The organism is Achromobacter animicus (genome assembly GCF_040775605.1).
Taxonomy (GTDB): Bacteria; Pseudomonadota; Gammaproteobacteria; order Burkholderiales; family Burkholderiaceae_B; genus Achromobacter; species Achromobacter animicus.
Genome location: NZ_JAYGJK010000001.1, coordinates 4,573,714 through 4,588,620 on the forward strand (window position 1 = coordinate 4,573,714; position 14,907 = coordinate 4,588,620).

General features: G+C 63.9%; 14 protein-coding genes. 6 read left to right on the plus strand and 8 right to left on the minus strand.

Annotation, left to right across the window (positions count from 1 at the left end; genetic code table 11):
* Positions 1-89: 89 nt before the first annotated feature.
* The 5 genes from AB3147_RS20905 to AB3147_RS20925 form a co-directional block, all read right to left on the minus strand.
* Positions 90-800 carry a glutathione S-transferase gene (locus AB3147_RS20905; protein WP_218343220.1) on the minus strand — a complete coding sequence of 237 codons (711 nt, stop codon included), beginning with the start codon at positions 798-800 and terminating at the stop codon, positions 90-92.
* A 141-nt stretch (positions 801-941) separates the two neighbouring features.
* Complete coding sequence (locus AB3147_RS20910) at positions 942-2,540, minus strand: GMC family oxidoreductase (protein ID WP_218343219.1); 1,599 nt, start codon at positions 2,538-2,540, stop codon at positions 942-944.
* A 29-nt stretch (positions 2,541-2,569) separates the two neighbouring features.
* Positions 2,570-3,373, minus strand: coding sequence for a shikimate dehydrogenase family protein (locus AB3147_RS20915; protein WP_175138292.1), 804 nt, complete (start codon positions 3,371-3,373; stop codon positions 2,570-2,572).
* Positions 3,374-3,386: 13 nt separating this feature from the next.
* Positions 3,387-4,373 (minus strand): transketolase family protein, encoded by a 987-nt coding sequence (locus AB3147_RS20920; RefSeq protein ID WP_218343218.1) that lies wholly within the window; start codon positions 4,371-4,373, stop codon positions 3,387-3,389.
* Positions 4,374-5,231: a transketolase gene (locus AB3147_RS20925; protein ID WP_175126005.1), complete on the minus strand. Its 858-nt coding sequence runs from the start codon at positions 5,229-5,231 to the stop codon at positions 4,374-4,376. It lies immediately after the preceding gene.
* 124 nt (positions 5,232-5,355) lie between these two features.
* Between AB3147_RS20925 and AB3147_RS20930 the strand changes: the two genes are divergently transcribed.
* Complete coding sequence (locus AB3147_RS20930) at positions 5,356-6,060, plus strand: GntR family transcriptional regulator (RefSeq protein WP_056570648.1); 705 nt, start codon at positions 5,356-5,358, stop codon at positions 6,058-6,060.
* Between the two features lie 9 nt (positions 6,061-6,069).
* Positions 6,070-7,140: a glycerol dehydrogenase gene (locus AB3147_RS20935; protein ID WP_367352875.1), complete on the plus strand. Its 1,071-nt coding sequence runs from the start codon at positions 6,070-6,072 to the stop codon at positions 7,138-7,140.
* A 65-nt stretch (positions 7,141-7,205) separates the two neighbouring features.
* Here AB3147_RS20935 and AB3147_RS20940 read toward each other — a convergent pair whose 3' ends face one another.
* The 3 genes from AB3147_RS20940 to AB3147_RS20950 are packed head-to-tail and all read right to left on the minus strand — an operon-like array spanning position 7,206 to position 9,869.
* Positions 7,206-8,141 carry a BKACE family enzyme gene (locus AB3147_RS20940; RefSeq protein WP_056570653.1) on the minus strand — a complete coding sequence of 312 codons (936 nt, stop codon included), beginning with the start codon at positions 8,139-8,141 and terminating at the stop codon, positions 7,206-7,208.
* Positions 8,134-9,087: a 3-hydroxyacyl-CoA dehydrogenase gene (locus AB3147_RS20945; RefSeq protein WP_218343214.1), complete on the minus strand. Its 954-nt coding sequence runs from the start codon at positions 9,085-9,087 to the stop codon at positions 8,134-8,136. Before AB3147_RS20945 ends, AB3147_RS20940 begins: the two co-directional genes overlap by 8 nt.
* Positions 9,087-9,869 carry an SDR family oxidoreductase gene (locus tag AB3147_RS20950; protein ID WP_218343213.1) on the minus strand — a complete coding sequence of 261 codons (783 nt, stop codon included), beginning with the start codon at positions 9,867-9,869 and terminating at the stop codon, positions 9,087-9,089. The genes AB3147_RS20945 and AB3147_RS20950 overlap by 1 nt, the downstream gene beginning before the upstream one ends.
* A 331-nt stretch (positions 9,870-10,200) precedes the next feature.
* Between AB3147_RS20950 and AB3147_RS20955 the strand changes: the two genes are divergently transcribed.
* From AB3147_RS20955 to AB3147_RS20970, 4 genes are all read left to right on the plus strand, one after another.
* Positions 10,201-11,400 (plus strand): ABC transporter substrate-binding protein, encoded by a 1,200-nt coding sequence (locus AB3147_RS20955; protein WP_218343212.1) that lies wholly within the window; start codon positions 10,201-10,203, stop codon positions 11,398-11,400.
* 134 nt (positions 11,401-11,534) lie between these two features.
* The gene (locus AB3147_RS20960) at positions 11,535-12,401 is read left to right on the plus strand and encodes a branched-chain amino acid ABC transporter permease (protein WP_367352876.1); all 867 of its coding nucleotides are present in this window, start codon (positions 11,535-11,537) and stop codon (positions 12,399-12,401) included.
* Between the two features lie 22 nt (positions 12,402-12,423).
* Entirely contained in the window at positions 12,424-14,205 is a 1,782-nt protein-coding gene (locus tag AB3147_RS20965) for a branched-chain amino acid ABC transporter ATP-binding protein/permease (RefSeq protein WP_367352877.1), read from the plus strand.
* Positions 14,198-14,902, plus strand: a complete 705-nt coding sequence (locus tag AB3147_RS20970; protein WP_218343211.1) for an ABC transporter ATP-binding protein — start codon at positions 14,198-14,200, stop codon at positions 14,900-14,902. The genes AB3147_RS20965 and AB3147_RS20970 overlap by 8 nt, the downstream gene beginning before the upstream one ends.
* The last annotated feature ends 5 nt before the right edge of the window (positions 14,903-14,907 follow it).

Genomic DNA, 14,907 nt, shown 5'->3' on the forward strand with positions numbered 1-14,907 from the left:
GAAATTATCATGGCCCGATGTAATTCTGAATGTCCCTTTTAAAAAGAATTCAAAGCGTCGTCACGACGCACACTCGGGAAATCCCGGATTCAAGCCGCGTCCAGCTCGCGATATTGGCGGAAAATGCCCTCGCCAAACGGCAAGCGCCGGCCGCTTGAAAAATAGGCCTGCAGTTCAGGCAAAGCGGTCACGCGCTCGTGCAGGGCGAACACATTTGGATAATGCGCGGCAACGGTGGCCATGCGTTTGGGAAACGCGAACAGCAAGCCATCGACCAGGTGATAAAGGGACAAGTCCACGTAGGTCCATTTGGCGCCGCCCGCCAACCACGCCTGCGGCCCGTCCAGCAGCCGTTCGAAATACCCCAGGAACTTCGGAATACGCGCTTCGCGAAATACCTTGGCGCGGCGGGCGGCCTCTTCTTTCTGGTCTTCGTAATAATCGCTGGCGGAAATGGGATGATGGGTGTCGTGCGCTTCGGCCACCATGTCGGCAATGGTGAGTTGCAACTGGTTCACCCACAACCGGCCTTCAAGCGATTCGGGCGCAAGGCCATGCTTTTCGCCGAGGAAAAGCAGAATATTGGCGGTCTGCCCCAACGTCATTTTTCCGGCCACCAGATAAGGCGGCGCAAAAGGCGGATGCTTGCGGGCCGATCGCATGTCGTCGATCAACGCGCTTTCGTCGGCGCCCGGATCGCGGGCGCGTTCCCGATACGGAATACCGCCCGCTTCCAGCGCCAGGCGCACGAATTCTCCCCGCCCGGGAATGCCATCCCAATACCAAAGGTCGTAGGTCATACGTTCTCCTTTCAGTTGGTGCAGCCTAACCTGCAGTCTGCAGTCGGAACAGCGCGTTAGCAAGGCGCATGCCGGGCGCCTGCAAGAAAAATGGCGCGCCAGCCGTAAGCAAGCGCGCCATTTTTACTGACCGGAAGTCCCCTACGCCTGCGCCGCGTCTTCGAGGATCATCTCCGCGCCGCGCTCGGCCACCATCATGACGGCGGCCTGCGTGTTGCCGGAAACCATCTTCGGCATGACCGAGGCATCCACCACGCGCAGGCCCGTCAGCCCGTTGACACGCAGCCGCACGTCCGTGACGGCCGCGGCGTCCGTGCCCATGCGGCAGGTGCCGATGGGGTGGTAGATGGTCTGTCCGTTGCGCCGCGCAAAGTCCAGCCATTCGTCGTCGCTGTCCACCTGCACGCCGGGGCTGACCTCGGCCTCCACGTAGCGTTTGAGGGCGGGCTGGCTCACGATGCGGCGCGCCACCTGCATCCCGCCTACCAGGCTGTCGCGGTCGACCTGCGCGGACAGGAAGTTGGGCCGGATGGCAGGTCCGGCCAGCGGATCGGCCGACTTGATGTGAATGGACCCGACGGACTCGGGACGCAACTGCGCCACCCCGATCGTCATGCCGGGATGCCGGTCCAGGATGCGTTCGGCGGCGTTGGCATAGCTGGCGTGCACGAAGAAAAACTGCACGTCGGGGGTGGGCAATCCGGGCGCGCTTTTCACGAAGCCGTGCACCAACCCTGTGCCCAGCGTCAGGATGCCTCTGCGGCTTATGTAGTAACGCGCCACCTGCTGCGCCAGCCGCCAGCCGCGCGACATTTCGTTCAAGGTGACCGTGTTCTTGACGCGCCAGTTCATGCGCGTGGCGAAGTGGTCGATGTAGTTTTCGCCCACCGCCGGCTGCGCGTGCACCACGCCGATACCGTGCGAGGCCAGCAAAGCTGCATTGCCCACTCCGGACAGTTCGAGCAATTGCGGGGATTGCACCGCACCCATGCAGACCAGCGTTTCGCGGCGTGCGCGCACGACGTGTTCCTGCCCGTTCTTGCGGTAGACCACGCCCACGCAGCGCTTACCTTCGAACACCAGACGCGTGACATGGGCGCCGCATTCGACACTGAGGTTGCGCCGTCCCGCCGCCGGTTTCAGGTAGCCGTCCACGACACTCCAGCGCCGGCCGTGGTGCTGGAGCACCTGGTAGTAGCCCACGCCTTCCTGATCGCCGCTGTTGTAGTCCGGATTGAAGGGTTGGCCGTCTTCGCGCGCAGCCTCCAGGAAGGCGTCCGACACCGGAAAGCGCTCGGCCACCTCTTCAAGGTGCATCGGGCCGTCCTTGCCGCGGGTCTCGCCGCCCGGCGCGTAGTTCTCTATCTTGCGGTAGATGCGCTCGGCCACGTCGCGTCCCCAACCGGCAGCGCCCGCGGCCACCCAGCCGTCGTAATCCTCGGGCTGGCCGCGCACGTAGATCATGCCGTTGATCAGCGTGGACCCGCCCAATCCCTTGCCGCGGGGCACGGCGATGACGCGTCCGTGGACGTTGTCCTCGGGTTCGGTGGCAAAGCGCCAGTTGTATTGCGGATCGACCAGCAGCTTGGAAAAGCCCGCCGGAATGGGAATCCACATGCTGCGCGCCTCGTGGCCGGCCTCCAGCAGCAGCACGCGATACTTTCCGTCCGCGCTGAGGCGGTTGGCCAGGATGCAGCCGGCCGTTCCGCCACCCGCGATGATGAAGTCGTAGTCGCCCATCGTTGTCTACCGAATGTGTGCAGCGCCGCCTAACGGGCGGACGTCACGCCCAGCGTTTCCACCATCAGTTCGATCTGGCAGGCCAGCATCGGCGCGCCGTAATGAATCTTGCAGCCGCGCGCCTGCGCCGCCACGAGCAGCGCCGTGTCCTTGGGCTGCATGATGACCTCGCAGACCAGTTGGTCCGGCGTCAGGCGGCTGACGTCCAGCGGTAGCGGATCGCCCTCTTTCATGCCCAGCGACGTGCCGTTGACGACGAGGTCATGGCCGGCAGGGTCGGCATTGCCCACAGCGATCTGCGCGTCTGGATGCAGCGACAGGATGCGGGCCTTCAGGTCCTCGGCCTTGGCGGGCGTGCGGTTGGCGATGGTCAGGCGTGAGACGCCAGCCTGCACCAGCGCGAAGCCAATCGCATTGGCTGCGCCGCCCGCGCCCGCCAGGTAGACGCTCTTGCCCTCGGGGGCGACGCCGCAACTGCGCAGGCCACGCACGAAGCCCTCGCCGTCCAGCATGTGCGCCACGAGGCGCCCATCGGCCTCACGCCGCAACACATTGGCCGCGCCGATCTTGCGTGCGACGGGCGTGGCGTCGTCGGCCAGTTCCAGGATGGCGGTCTTGTGCGGCACCGTGACAATCACGCCGCCCAGGTTTTCCAGGCGGCGCAGGCCGTCGACCACGGCCGCCAGGTTGTCGGGCCGCGCGTGAAATGGCACGCAGACGCCATCGAAACCGATCTTGGCGAAGTGTTCGTTCATGCGCTGCGGCGTCTTCACATGGTGAATCGGGTCGGCCAGGATGCCGAACAGGCGCGTGTTGCCGCTGATTTCCTTCATGGATGTCTCCGGATCAATGCTGGATGAATTCTCGCGCGACGCCGGCAATGCCTTCGGCGTCTAGCTTGTAATGGGCGTACAGCGTGGTGGGCGGCGCAATGAGGCTGTATTCGTCATAGATGCCATGGCGGCGCAACCGCGTGCCGGTGCCCGCGTCGGCCAGCACCTCGGCAACTGCCGAACCCAGGCCGCCCAGCACATTGTGCTCTTCGACCGTCATCATCAGGCGCGACTGCCCGGCAGCCTTCAGGATGGCGTCGCGGTCCAGCGGCTTGATCGTCGGCATGTCGATCACGCCAACCGACAGGCCCTCTTCGCGCAACTGGCGAGCCGCGGCCAGCGCACCGTGCAGCGTGATGCCGCAGGCGATCAGCGTCAGGTCGCTACCGGCTTCGTGGACGATGGCACGGCCGAATTCGAACGGCGTGTTGTCTTTGTAGACCTGCGGATCGCGCCCGCGGCCGATACGGAAATAGATCGGTTCGGGCCAGTCCGCCGACGCCTTGATGGCCGCCGCCAGTTGCGGCCCGTCGGCGGGAGACACCACCGTCAGGCCCGCCAGTGCGCGCATGGTGGAGATGTCTTCGGTGGCGTGGTGCGAGGTGCCGTAGAAGCCCAGACTGATACCCGTGTGATGGCCGATCAGGCGGACCGGAAGGCGCGTGTAGGCGACGTCCATCCGGATCTGTTCGCAGCACAGCAACCCGAGGAACGACGCGAACGTGGCGACGAACGGCATCATGCCGGTCGTCGCCAGCCCGGCGGCCGCCGACACCATGTTCTGCTCAGAGATGCCGAACTGCACGTAGCGGTCGGGATAGGCCTCGGCGAAGCGGTTCAGCCCGTTCGAATACTGGAGGTCGGCCGATCCGGCCACGACGGGATGCCCGGCCTTCACCAGCTCGATCAATCCGTCGGAAAGGTAGGACAGCCCGGGGTTCACCGCATTCAGGGCGCGGTACTGCCAGGAATCGGGAGAGAGTACTTGTGCCTGTGCCATTCAGATCTCGCGGGAGAGGATTTCTTCGACAGCGCTTTGCGCATCTTGCGGGGCCAGGTAGCCCAGGTGCCAGCCCGGTTCGGTTTCCATATAGGAGACACCCTTGCCCTTGATGGTCCGGGCGATCACGCATGCGGGCTTGGCGCGCGCATCATCGGCGCGCAGGCGGCGCAGCAGCGCAGTCAGTTCGGCAAGATTGTGGCCATCGACTTCGTGGACCTCCCAGCCGAACGCCTGCCACTTTTCTTTCAGCGACTCCACCCCCATGACGTCGTCGACCTTGCCGTCGAGCTGATAGCCGTTGCGGTCGATGATGGCGATGAGGCGGGACAAGCGGTTGTGCGCGGCGAACAACGCGGCTTCCCACACCTGCCCTTCCTGCATTTCGCCGTCGCCCAGCATCACGAACACGTTGAAGTCCCGCTGGTTCATGCGGCCGCCGACGGCCATGCCAACGCCATTGGACAGCGCATGACCGATGGAGCCCGAGCTGAAGTCGACGCCCGGCACCTTGCTCATGTCGGGGTGATCGCCCAGGGGGCTGCCCAACCGCGTGTAGCCGTCCAGCAGCGCGTGATCGATGAAGCCCAGATCGGCCAGCACGGGGAACAGGCCGACGGCGGCGTGGCCCTTGCCCATGAGGAAGCGGTCACGATCCGGCCACTGCGGCTCGCCCGGGCGCAGACGCATCACATCAAAATAAAGCGCCGCGAAGATCTCGGCGCACGAAAAGACGGAACTGTAGTGTCCGACCTTGGCGATTTCGATGAGGCGGATGGTCTCCAGCCTGATATGGCGGGCCTTTTCCCGCAGCATCGCGATTTCCCCTGCGGTAGGGGCCTCCTGATCCTTGCGCATCGCGCCTCCTCCTGTTGTATGGATATATGATATATAATATACCCATTGCGCTCGAATTGGCTACGCCGGGCTAGAATCGCTCCTGGATTCACCTGCACCCTCCATACAGCAAGCCAGAAACGCCATGCCCAGCCTCAAACCGGTCAAAAAAGAGAACCTTTCCGTCAGGGTCTACAACGAAATCCGTAATGCCCTGATCAACGGGCAATACGAACCTGGCGAGCGCCTGATCATCGGCGAGCTGGCGCAGGAAATGGGCGTGTCCATCACACCGGTGCGCGAGGCCATCTTCCGGCTGATCAGTGAGCAAGGGCTCGAGATGCAGGCGGCCACCGCGGTCTACGTGCCGTACGTCAACTCGGAAAAGCTGCGGGAGATCCAGCAGATCCGCTTCCACCTTGAAGGCATGGGCGCCGCCGAGGCCGCGCAAAACATCACGCGCAAACAGCTCGACAACCTGATCGCGTTGCAACGGGATTTCATCTCGTGCACGTCCACCGACCCCAAGCGCGCCAGCTACCTGAACCGCAAATTCCACTTCGCCATCCTCGAAGCCAGCAACAAGCCCATCCTGCGCAACACCGTTGAGTCGTTCTGGGTCATCACCGGCCCCATCCTCAAGGTGTTTCACGTCAAGACCGCCGGCCTGGACTATTCCGAAAACGAGCATCGCCATGAGGCCGTCATCGAGGCCCTGGAAGCGCGTGATTCGGAAGCGGCGCGCAACGCCATCCAGGCCGATCTGGTCTGGGGCGGAAAGATCATGATCGACTGGCTGGTCGAACGGGAAAAAGAACTCGACTACCGCCCCCCAGGGGCTCGCAAATAGGGAGACGCCATGCTGAAGATTTTCGGAGCGCCAAGCCGCTACATCCAGGGATCGGGCGCCCTGGACGCGCTGGGGCAATACGCGGCGCTGTTCGGAAAGCGCGCCGCCCTGGTCATCGACAGCTATGTGCATGGCGTGTTGGGTCCGAGAATCGAGGCGCTGTGCGCCCAGCATGGCGTGGTGCTTGCGCCGCTGATCGTCGAAGGCGACCTGACGCCTGAAGTCATCGACGGATTGCGGGCGCAGGCGTCGCCGGCGAACATCGACATGGTCATTGCGGTGGGCGGCGGCAAGTCGCTGGATGCCGGCAAAGCCGTGGCCAAGTCGTCGCACTGCCACCTGATCACCGTTCCCACCGTGGCGTCCAACGACGCGCCCACCAGCAAGAATTACGTGCTTTACGACGCACATCACAACCTCCTGGCCGTCGAGCACATGCTGTTCAATCCGACCATCGTGCTGGTCGACACCGCCATCATCGCGACCGCGCCGGTGCACTTCTTCCGGGCCGGGCTGGGCGACGCAATTTCCAAAAAGTTTGAAGCCGAACAGTGCCAGCGCAACGGCGGCAAGAACATGTACGACGCGGCGCCGCTGCTCACGGCCCAGCTCATCGCCGACGGCTGCCTGCGCACGCTGCTGGCGGACGGCGCGGACGCCGTGGCCGTAGCCGGAATCGGCCAACCCACGCCCGCCTTCGAGCGCGTGGTGGAAGCGATGATCCTCATGAGCGGTCTTGGATTTGAAAGCGGTGGCCTGTCCATTGCCCACGCTCTGACGCGCGGGCTACCAAAGATCAACGGCGTCGCCACCGCGCTGCACGGCCTGCAGGTGGCGGTGGGCTTGCTGGTGCAGCTTGACCTGGAAAACCGCAACGACGGCATGCTGGCCGATCTGAAGCAGTGGTATGCCCAGGTCGGCCTGCCGGTCACGCTGCGCGAACTTGGCGCGGCCGGCGAGCCGTCCGATGCGGAACTGTCGCTGGCGGCGGACCTCAGCCTGAAAGCGCGCCATGCCGCCAACTTTGACCGTACGCTGGATGTGGCCACGCTGGCCGCCGCGCTGCGCCGTCACGCCTGACCCCACTGCAGCCAGCAAGGGCTGGCGGGTTTGATGCCCGCCGGCCGCCCTGCCCGCCCGCGGCATCAGAACGCGACGTTGTCCTTACCTTTCAATCCCAGCTTGGCCCGCGCTTCGTCCGGCGTGGCGACCTCCAGGTTCAGCGCCTCGAGGATGCCGCGGATGCGCTCCACCTGCACGCGATTGGATTCGGCCAGTTGTCCCGGTCCGATCCACAGCGAGTCTTCAAGGCCCACCCGCACGTTCGACCCCATCGCCGCGCCGATGGTTGCCAGCGGCATCTGGTTGCGGCCGGCGCCCAGGATCGACCATTCGTAGTCGTTGCCAAAGAGGCGGTCCGCCGTGCGCTTCATGTGCATCAGGTCTTCCGGGTGCGGGCCGATGCCGCCCAGGATGCCGAACACCGATTGGATGAAGGGCGGCGACTTGACCAGACCGCGGTCCACGAAATGCGCCAGGTTGTAGAGGTGGCTGATGTCATAGCACTCGAACTCAAAGCGCGTGCCGTTGGCGTTGCCAAGCGTCAGAATGGACTCGATGTCTTGATACGTGTTGCGGAAGATGAGCGAGCGGCTGTTCTCCAGATGCTCCCGCTCCCAGTCGTGCTTGAACTCGGAGAAGCGGTCCAGCATCGGAAAGAGACCGAAGTTCATGGAGCCCATGTTCAGCGACGCCAGCTCCGGCTGGAACGTAGTGGCCGGCCGCATGCGCTCTTCCACCGTCATGTGCGGACTGCCGCCGGTGGTGATGTTGATGATGGCGTCGGTCTCGCGCTTGATGCGCTCAAGGAAAGGCTTGAACAGCGCCGGATCCTGCGAAGGCTTGCCCGTCTGCGGATCCCGCGCATGCAGGTGCAGGACGGCGGCGCCGGCCTTGGCCGCGCCGATCGCCGCCTCGGCGATCTCGTCGGCCGTGACCGGCAGGTGCGGCGACATGCTGGGCGTGTGGATGGCGCCCGTCACGGCGCAAGTGATGACGACTTTCTGTTTGGGCTTAGCCATTGTTGTCTCCGTGTTGTTTGTGACGCATGAGGCGCATCAGCTTTTCGTCGCGCCAGAAGCGGCGTGCGGCAAGGTCTTCCTCGGGCAGCAGGGCGCGCCGCTCCTCGGATAGTGCGTCGACCAGCGCGCCTTCCCAGGCCACGCAATCGCCCTGGCTTGCGCCAATGGACTGATAGAGTCCGCCGTAACGGCGGCAGTAATCCGCAAGGCCGCCCGGCGCGTTCAGGTCGATGGTTTCAAACGGTCCCATGAAGGACCAGCGCAGACCCAGGCCGTCCTTGACCGTGGTGTCGATGTCTTCGGCGCTGGCGATGCCCTGGCTTGCCAGCCGGAACGCTTCCTGCAGCAACGCGCCTTGCAGGCGGTTCAAGATGAAGCCTTCGATTTCGCGCCGCACCAGCACGGGCTTCTGGCCGATGCCGATCATCACGTCGCGCGCGCCGGACAGCGCTTCGGGGCTGGTCCACGGCGCCGGGCACAGTTCGACGACCGGAATCAGGTATGGCGGATTGACCGGATGCGCCACGAGGCACCGGTGCCTGCCGGCAAGATGCTCGGTGAACTGGCTGGCCGGGATGCTGGACGTCGAGCTGCCGATGATGGCGTGCGGTTCGGCCAGCGCGTCCAGTTCGGAAAACAGCGCGCGCTTGATCTCGACGTTTTCCGGGGAATTCTCCTGGATGTAGCTGGCGCCGTGCAATGCCTCTTGCAGGCTGGCCGACACCTGCACGCGGTCGACGATGGCTTCCGCGTTGTCGAGCAGGCCCTGTGTTTCCAGCACGCGAAGCTGTTGCAGGATGAGCGCACGCGCTTCGGCAAGCATCGCAGCGTTCACATCATGAAGCCGCACTTCCCAGCCCATGCGCGCAAAGACGATGGCCCACCCCTGCCCGATCAGCCCCGTTCCAATGATGGCCGCGCGCCGCGGCATGTGGTCCGCAGCCATCAGTAGAGCTTCTGCGTGAAGCCGTCCACGACGATGGCCTGGCCTGTCACGCTGCGCGCCGCTTCGCTGGCGTTGAACAGGACCATGTTGGCGATGTCGCGGGCTGTGACCATGCGGCCGAGCACGGCCTGGTTTTCGTACTGCGCCGCGATCTCTTCGACCGGCCGGCCCAGCGTATCGGCCTTGGCGGCGATGACGGCGCGAATTCGCGGGCCTTCAACCGCGCCGGGCAGGATGGCGTTGACGCGAATGCCATGGCCTCCCAGTTCAATCGCGAGCGACTTGGTGAACCCGATGACCGCCCATTTGGAGGCGGAATACACCGACCGGCCGGCAAAGCCAAGATGCCCTGCCGCCGAAGAGAGATTGATCATCACGCCGGCCTTCGATTCCTTGAGCAGGGGAATGGCCTGACGCGCGCACAGGAACTGGCCGGTGATGTTGACGGCGAGCGTTCGGTCCCAATCCGCCTTGGAAAGCGTTTCGACGAAACCCGTGGGACCGGCCACGCCCGCGTTGTTGATCAGAATGTCCAGGCCGCCGAGTGTTTGGCGAACGGCGGCGAACAGCTGTTCAACACCGGCTTCGTCGGATACGTCGGCCCGCGCCACCTGCACACCGGGCAGTTCCGAGGGCAATGCGGCCAGCCGTTCCTCGTTGACGTCGCACACGAACACGGTAGCGCCCGCGTGGTGAAAGACCTTGGCCATTTCCAGACCCAGCCCATCGGCGCCGGCGGTGATGAGTACTTTCTTGCCGGTGAAATCCACTTCCTCGAACATGCGTTTGTCTCCTAGGATCGTTCTTATAAGTGCGGATCATCATATACGATATATGATAAAACCAGCTATCCTGTGATCCGTCTTGCGTGTGCCGCTTCATCCAAAAAGCGTCGTTCGCCTGACGGAATCAGCTGCGCATTTTTCTCGTATATCGGCCGCTGAGGCTTTATTCATGCGGTTTCAGGGAATTCCCTGATTCGGCACGAAGCGACCACCACTAGAATCCAAGGCGAGGGTTCCTCGCCCCGCCGGCGCATATATCATATATAGCAAAAGACGGACGGAACGCAGTATCCAGTCCGCATTCCATACCAACAAAGGAGCGTAGACAGTGTTCAAGTTCAACAAAATTGTTTTGGCGCTGGGTGTATGCGGCGCGCTGGCAAGCGGCACCGCAGCGGCCGACATGAAGGTAGGCGCGCTATTCCCGTTCAGCGGCGCGCTTGCGCTGCTTGGACAGGAAAGCTATCGCGGTCTGGAACTGGCCGTTAACGAGATCAACGCGGCCGGGGGGATCAACGGCGAGAAGATCGAAATCATCAAGGCCGACGCCGTCGACCCGACCCAGGCGGTGTCCGAGACCAAGCGCCTGATCTCGGCCAACGTGGTCGGGGTGTTCGGCAGCTACGCATCCGGCATTTCGTACGCGGCCTCGCCCGTGACGGAGCTGGCGGGCGTGCCCTACTTCGAACTGGGCGCCACCGCGCACAAGATCACCACGCGCAACTACAAGTACCTGTTCCGCAGCAACCCGAACACCGCGCTGTATGGCGTGTCGGTGGTGAACGCGTTGCATGACACCATCGCGCCGGGCATGGGCTTGAACCCGAAGGACATCAAGATCGGCATCATCCACGAAGACGGCCCGTATGGGACCGACGTGGCGGCCACCGAAAAGAAGCGCGCGCAGGAGCTTGGCTACAACGTGGTGGAGGTCCTGCCCTACTCGGCCAAGACCGTCGACCTGTCGTCGCTGATCCTGCGCCTGAAGGGCGCGAAGGCCGACGTGGTGCTGCAGACGGCCTACCAGAACGACGCCATCCTGTTCTTCAGCCAGGCGCGCGCGGCGGGCTTCAAGCCCAAGGTCGTGATCGGCGCGGGCGGCGGCTATTCGCTGGCCGACACCGCCAAGGCCGTGGGCGCCGACATGAACGGCGTGTTCGACCTGGACTTCCCGCAAGCGTCCATCAATCCGGCCGGCGCGCCGGGCCTGGACAAGTTCCTCGAAGCCTACAAGGCAACCTACAAGAGCGATCCGCAATCCGGCCACAGCCTGACCAACTACGTCGGCGCCAAGGCCTTCTTTGAAGCCATCGGCAACGCCAAGTCCACGGACAAGGACAAGATCCGCGCCGCGGTGCTGGCCTACAAGAAGCCCGCCGGCCAGACGGCCAACGGCTGGGGCTTCGACTTCGGCGAAGACGGGCAGAACAATGCCTCGACCTTCTACGTGATGCAGTGGCAGGACGGCAAGCTCGTCACCATCGGTCCGGACAACCTCGCTCTCGGCAAGCCCATCTTCAAGAAATAAAGCGCGATGCCAGCGGCCGGGCGCCGGGGCCTTGCGCCCCCGATGCGCGCCCGGTCTTACCCGGGGCCTGAGCGCCCCGCCCCTGGACGCTGCGGGACAGGGACGGGGCGCTTCCCGCACTTAGAGGTTGCACAATGGAATTATTCATTCAACTGGTCATCAACGGCCTGTTGCTGGGCGGCGCATACACGATCATCAGCCTGGGGCTGACGCTCATTTTCGGTGTCGTGCGCGTCGTGAACTTCGCGCATGGCGAGTTCCTGATGATCGGCATGTACATGGTCTATCTGATCGCGGCGCAGTTCGGCGTCCACCCCTACGCGGGTCTGATTCCGGTGGCCGTCATTCTGTTCGCGCTGGGCGCGCTGACGCAGAAGGGCATCATCCAGCCGCTGCTTCATGCGGATCAACACATCCAGATCTTCGCCACGGTGGGCGTGTCCACCATCCTCTTGAACCTGGCGCTGGTGATCTTTGGCGCAAACGTCTATCGCGCGCCGGTCGAATTGGGCACCAACGCCATCGAGTTCGGTCCGTTCTCGATGGTCACGGGACAAGTCGTCACGTTCATCATCGGCCTGACGCTGGCTGTGCTGCTGCACCTGTTCATGCACCACACCTATCTGGGCCGCGCGTTGCGGGCTGTGGCACAGCACCGCTACGCCGCCACGCTGATGGGCGTGAACGTCAATAACGTCTACGCCATTGCCTTCGGGCTGGGCACCGCCTTTGTCGGCATCGCCGCGGGGTTGCTTGCGCCACAGTACCCGGTGTTCCCCACGGTGGGCACCTACTTCGTGCTGACCGCGTTCGTGATCGTGGTGCTGGGCGGGCTGGGCAGCCTGTATGGCGCCGTCGCAGGGTCCATGATCATCGGCATCGTCGACACGCTGGCGGGTTTCTACATCGCGCCCGACCTGAAAGAGGTCGTCTATTTCGGGATCTTCCTCTTGATCCTTGTCCTGAAGCCGAACGGTCTGTTCGGTGTCGGTACAGAGTGACCAGAACAACAAGGAGCAAGACGTGTTTCCCGACTTTCGACATCCCAAAGCCTACGTCAGCCTCATCCTGCTGATCACGATGTTCCTCGTGCCCGTCGTCATGGGCACGCCCTTCTGGACCAACCTCTTCGTCCTGCTGTTCGTGTTTTCCGCGCTGTCGGTCGCCTGGAACATCGTGGGCGGCTATGCCGGCCAGTTGTCCCTCGGCCATGCGGTGTTCTATGGCATCGGCGGCTACACAGCCACGCTGTTGACGCAGAACTTCGGCATCTCGCCGTGGATCGGCATGTTCGCGGGAGCCGCCATTTCCGCGGCCGTCGCCATCCTGATCAGCTATCCCACGCTGCGCCTGCGCGGGCCCTTCTTTGCGCTGGCGACCATCGCCATCCTGGAAGTGGTTCGCCTTCTGGTCATCCACGAGGAAAGCTGGACCGGCGGCTCCAGCGGCATCAGCCTGCCCTTGAACATCGGTTGGGCGTGGATCGTGTTCCGCGAGAAGATCAACTACGTCATCATCGCGTTCGGCCTGTTCGTGCTGGTGACGTGGGTCTCGTGGTACATCCGCAAGTCGCGCATCGGACACTACCTGATCGCGATCCGCGAACGCGAGGATGCCGCGCTGGCCGTGGGCATCCACACCGTGCGCGTGAAGATCATCGCCGCCGTGGTGTCCGCCGTGCTGACCAGCATCATCGGCACGTTCCACATCACCTACCTGACCTTCGTCGATCCCAGCTCCGCGTTCTCGCTGGAGCTGTCCATTCAGGTCGCGATGTTTGCGCTGATCGGCGGGTTGGGCACCGTTTCCGGCCCGATCGCGGGCACCTTCCTGGTGCTGCCCATCGCGGAACTGGCGCGCGGCTGGCTCAGCAGCGTCGGCAACGGCATGCACGGGTTGATCTACGGCCTGATCCTTGTCGCGGTGGTGCTGACCATTCCGCGTGGGCTGGCAGGTGCGTTCGGGCCGTTCATCGAGCGCATGCTGGCGCGCCTGCCCTACCTTGGCACGCCGCCGGCCAAGCTCAAGCTGGCCGACGAGATCCGCATCCGTAACGCCACCCGCAGCGAGCAGCCGGTCCTGAAGGCGGAGGGACTGTTCAAGAGCTTCGGCGGCCTGCGCGCCACGAACGACGTATCGCTGACGCTCAACCAGCACGAAATCCTGGGCATGATCGGGCCCAATGGCGCGGGCAAGACCACGGTGTTCAACCTGCTGTCGGGCTTTCTGTCGCCGGACAAGGGCGACATCACGATGCGCGACGAGCAAGGCAACTGGGTCACCTGCAAGACGCCCGACGCCTTCGCGCACAAGGGCCTGGGCCGCACGTTCCAGATCGCCAAGCCGTTCACGGGGCTGACGGTGTTGGAAAACATCATGCTGGGCGCGTTCATCCACACGTCGGACCGCGACGAGGCCGAGCAGATCGCCCTGAAGGTGGCCGAGCAGACCGACCTGGTGAAGTATCTGAGCACCGAAGCGCGCAGCCTCACGGTGGGCGGCATGAAGCGTCTGGAAGTGGCGCGTGCGCTGGCGATCAAGCCGCGCATCCTGCTGCTGGATGAAGTGATGGCGGGCTTGAACCCCACGGACATCGAGAAATCCATCCAGATGATCCGTCGCATCCGCGATTCCGGTGTTTCGGTGCTGCTGATCGAACACATGATGCAGGCCACGATGGCGCTGTCCGACCGCATCATCGTCCTGAACGAAGGTGGCGTGCTGGTCAGCGGCGCCCCCAAGGACGTGGTCGAGAACCCGGCCGTCATCGAAGCCTATCTGGGCAAGGAGTATCAGGATGCTTAAGGTGTCGAATCTGACGTCGGGCTATGGCAAGAGCCAGGTGCTCAACGGCCTGAATTTCGAGGTGAACGCGGGCGAGATCGTCACGCTGATCGGCGCCAACGGCGCGGGCAAGACGACCACGCTCAAGACGCTGTGCGGCGTGATTGCCGCCACGCAGGGCAAGGTGGAGTTCGAAGGCCAGGACCTGACGAACCGCGAACCCTACGACATCGTGGACGCCGGGATCACCATGATTCCCGAAGGGCGCCAGCTGTTTCCGCACTTCACCGTGCGGGACAACCTGCTCATGGGCTCGTACAAGCGCGCCGCGCGGCCGATCGTCGAGCGCAAGCTCGACGAGGTGCTGCGCATCTTCCCGCGCGTGAAGGAGCGGTTGAACCAGTACGCCGGATCGCTGTCAGGCGGCGAGCAGCAGATGGTGGCGATTGCGCGCGGCATGATGGCGGACCCGAAGCTGCTGGTGTTCGACGAACCGTCGCTGGGGCTGTCGCCGCTGCTGGTGCAGCAGATGTTCGACATCATCCGCGACGTCACCTCGCACGGCGTGACTGTGCTGCTGGTGGAGCAGAACGTGTTCCGCACGCTGCGGCTGGCGGATCGCGGTTATGTGCTGGAAAACGGCGCGATCGTGCGCACGGGCACGGGCGCGGAACTGCTCAGCGACCCTCACGTCAAGAAGGCCTATCTGGGCCACTGAAATCC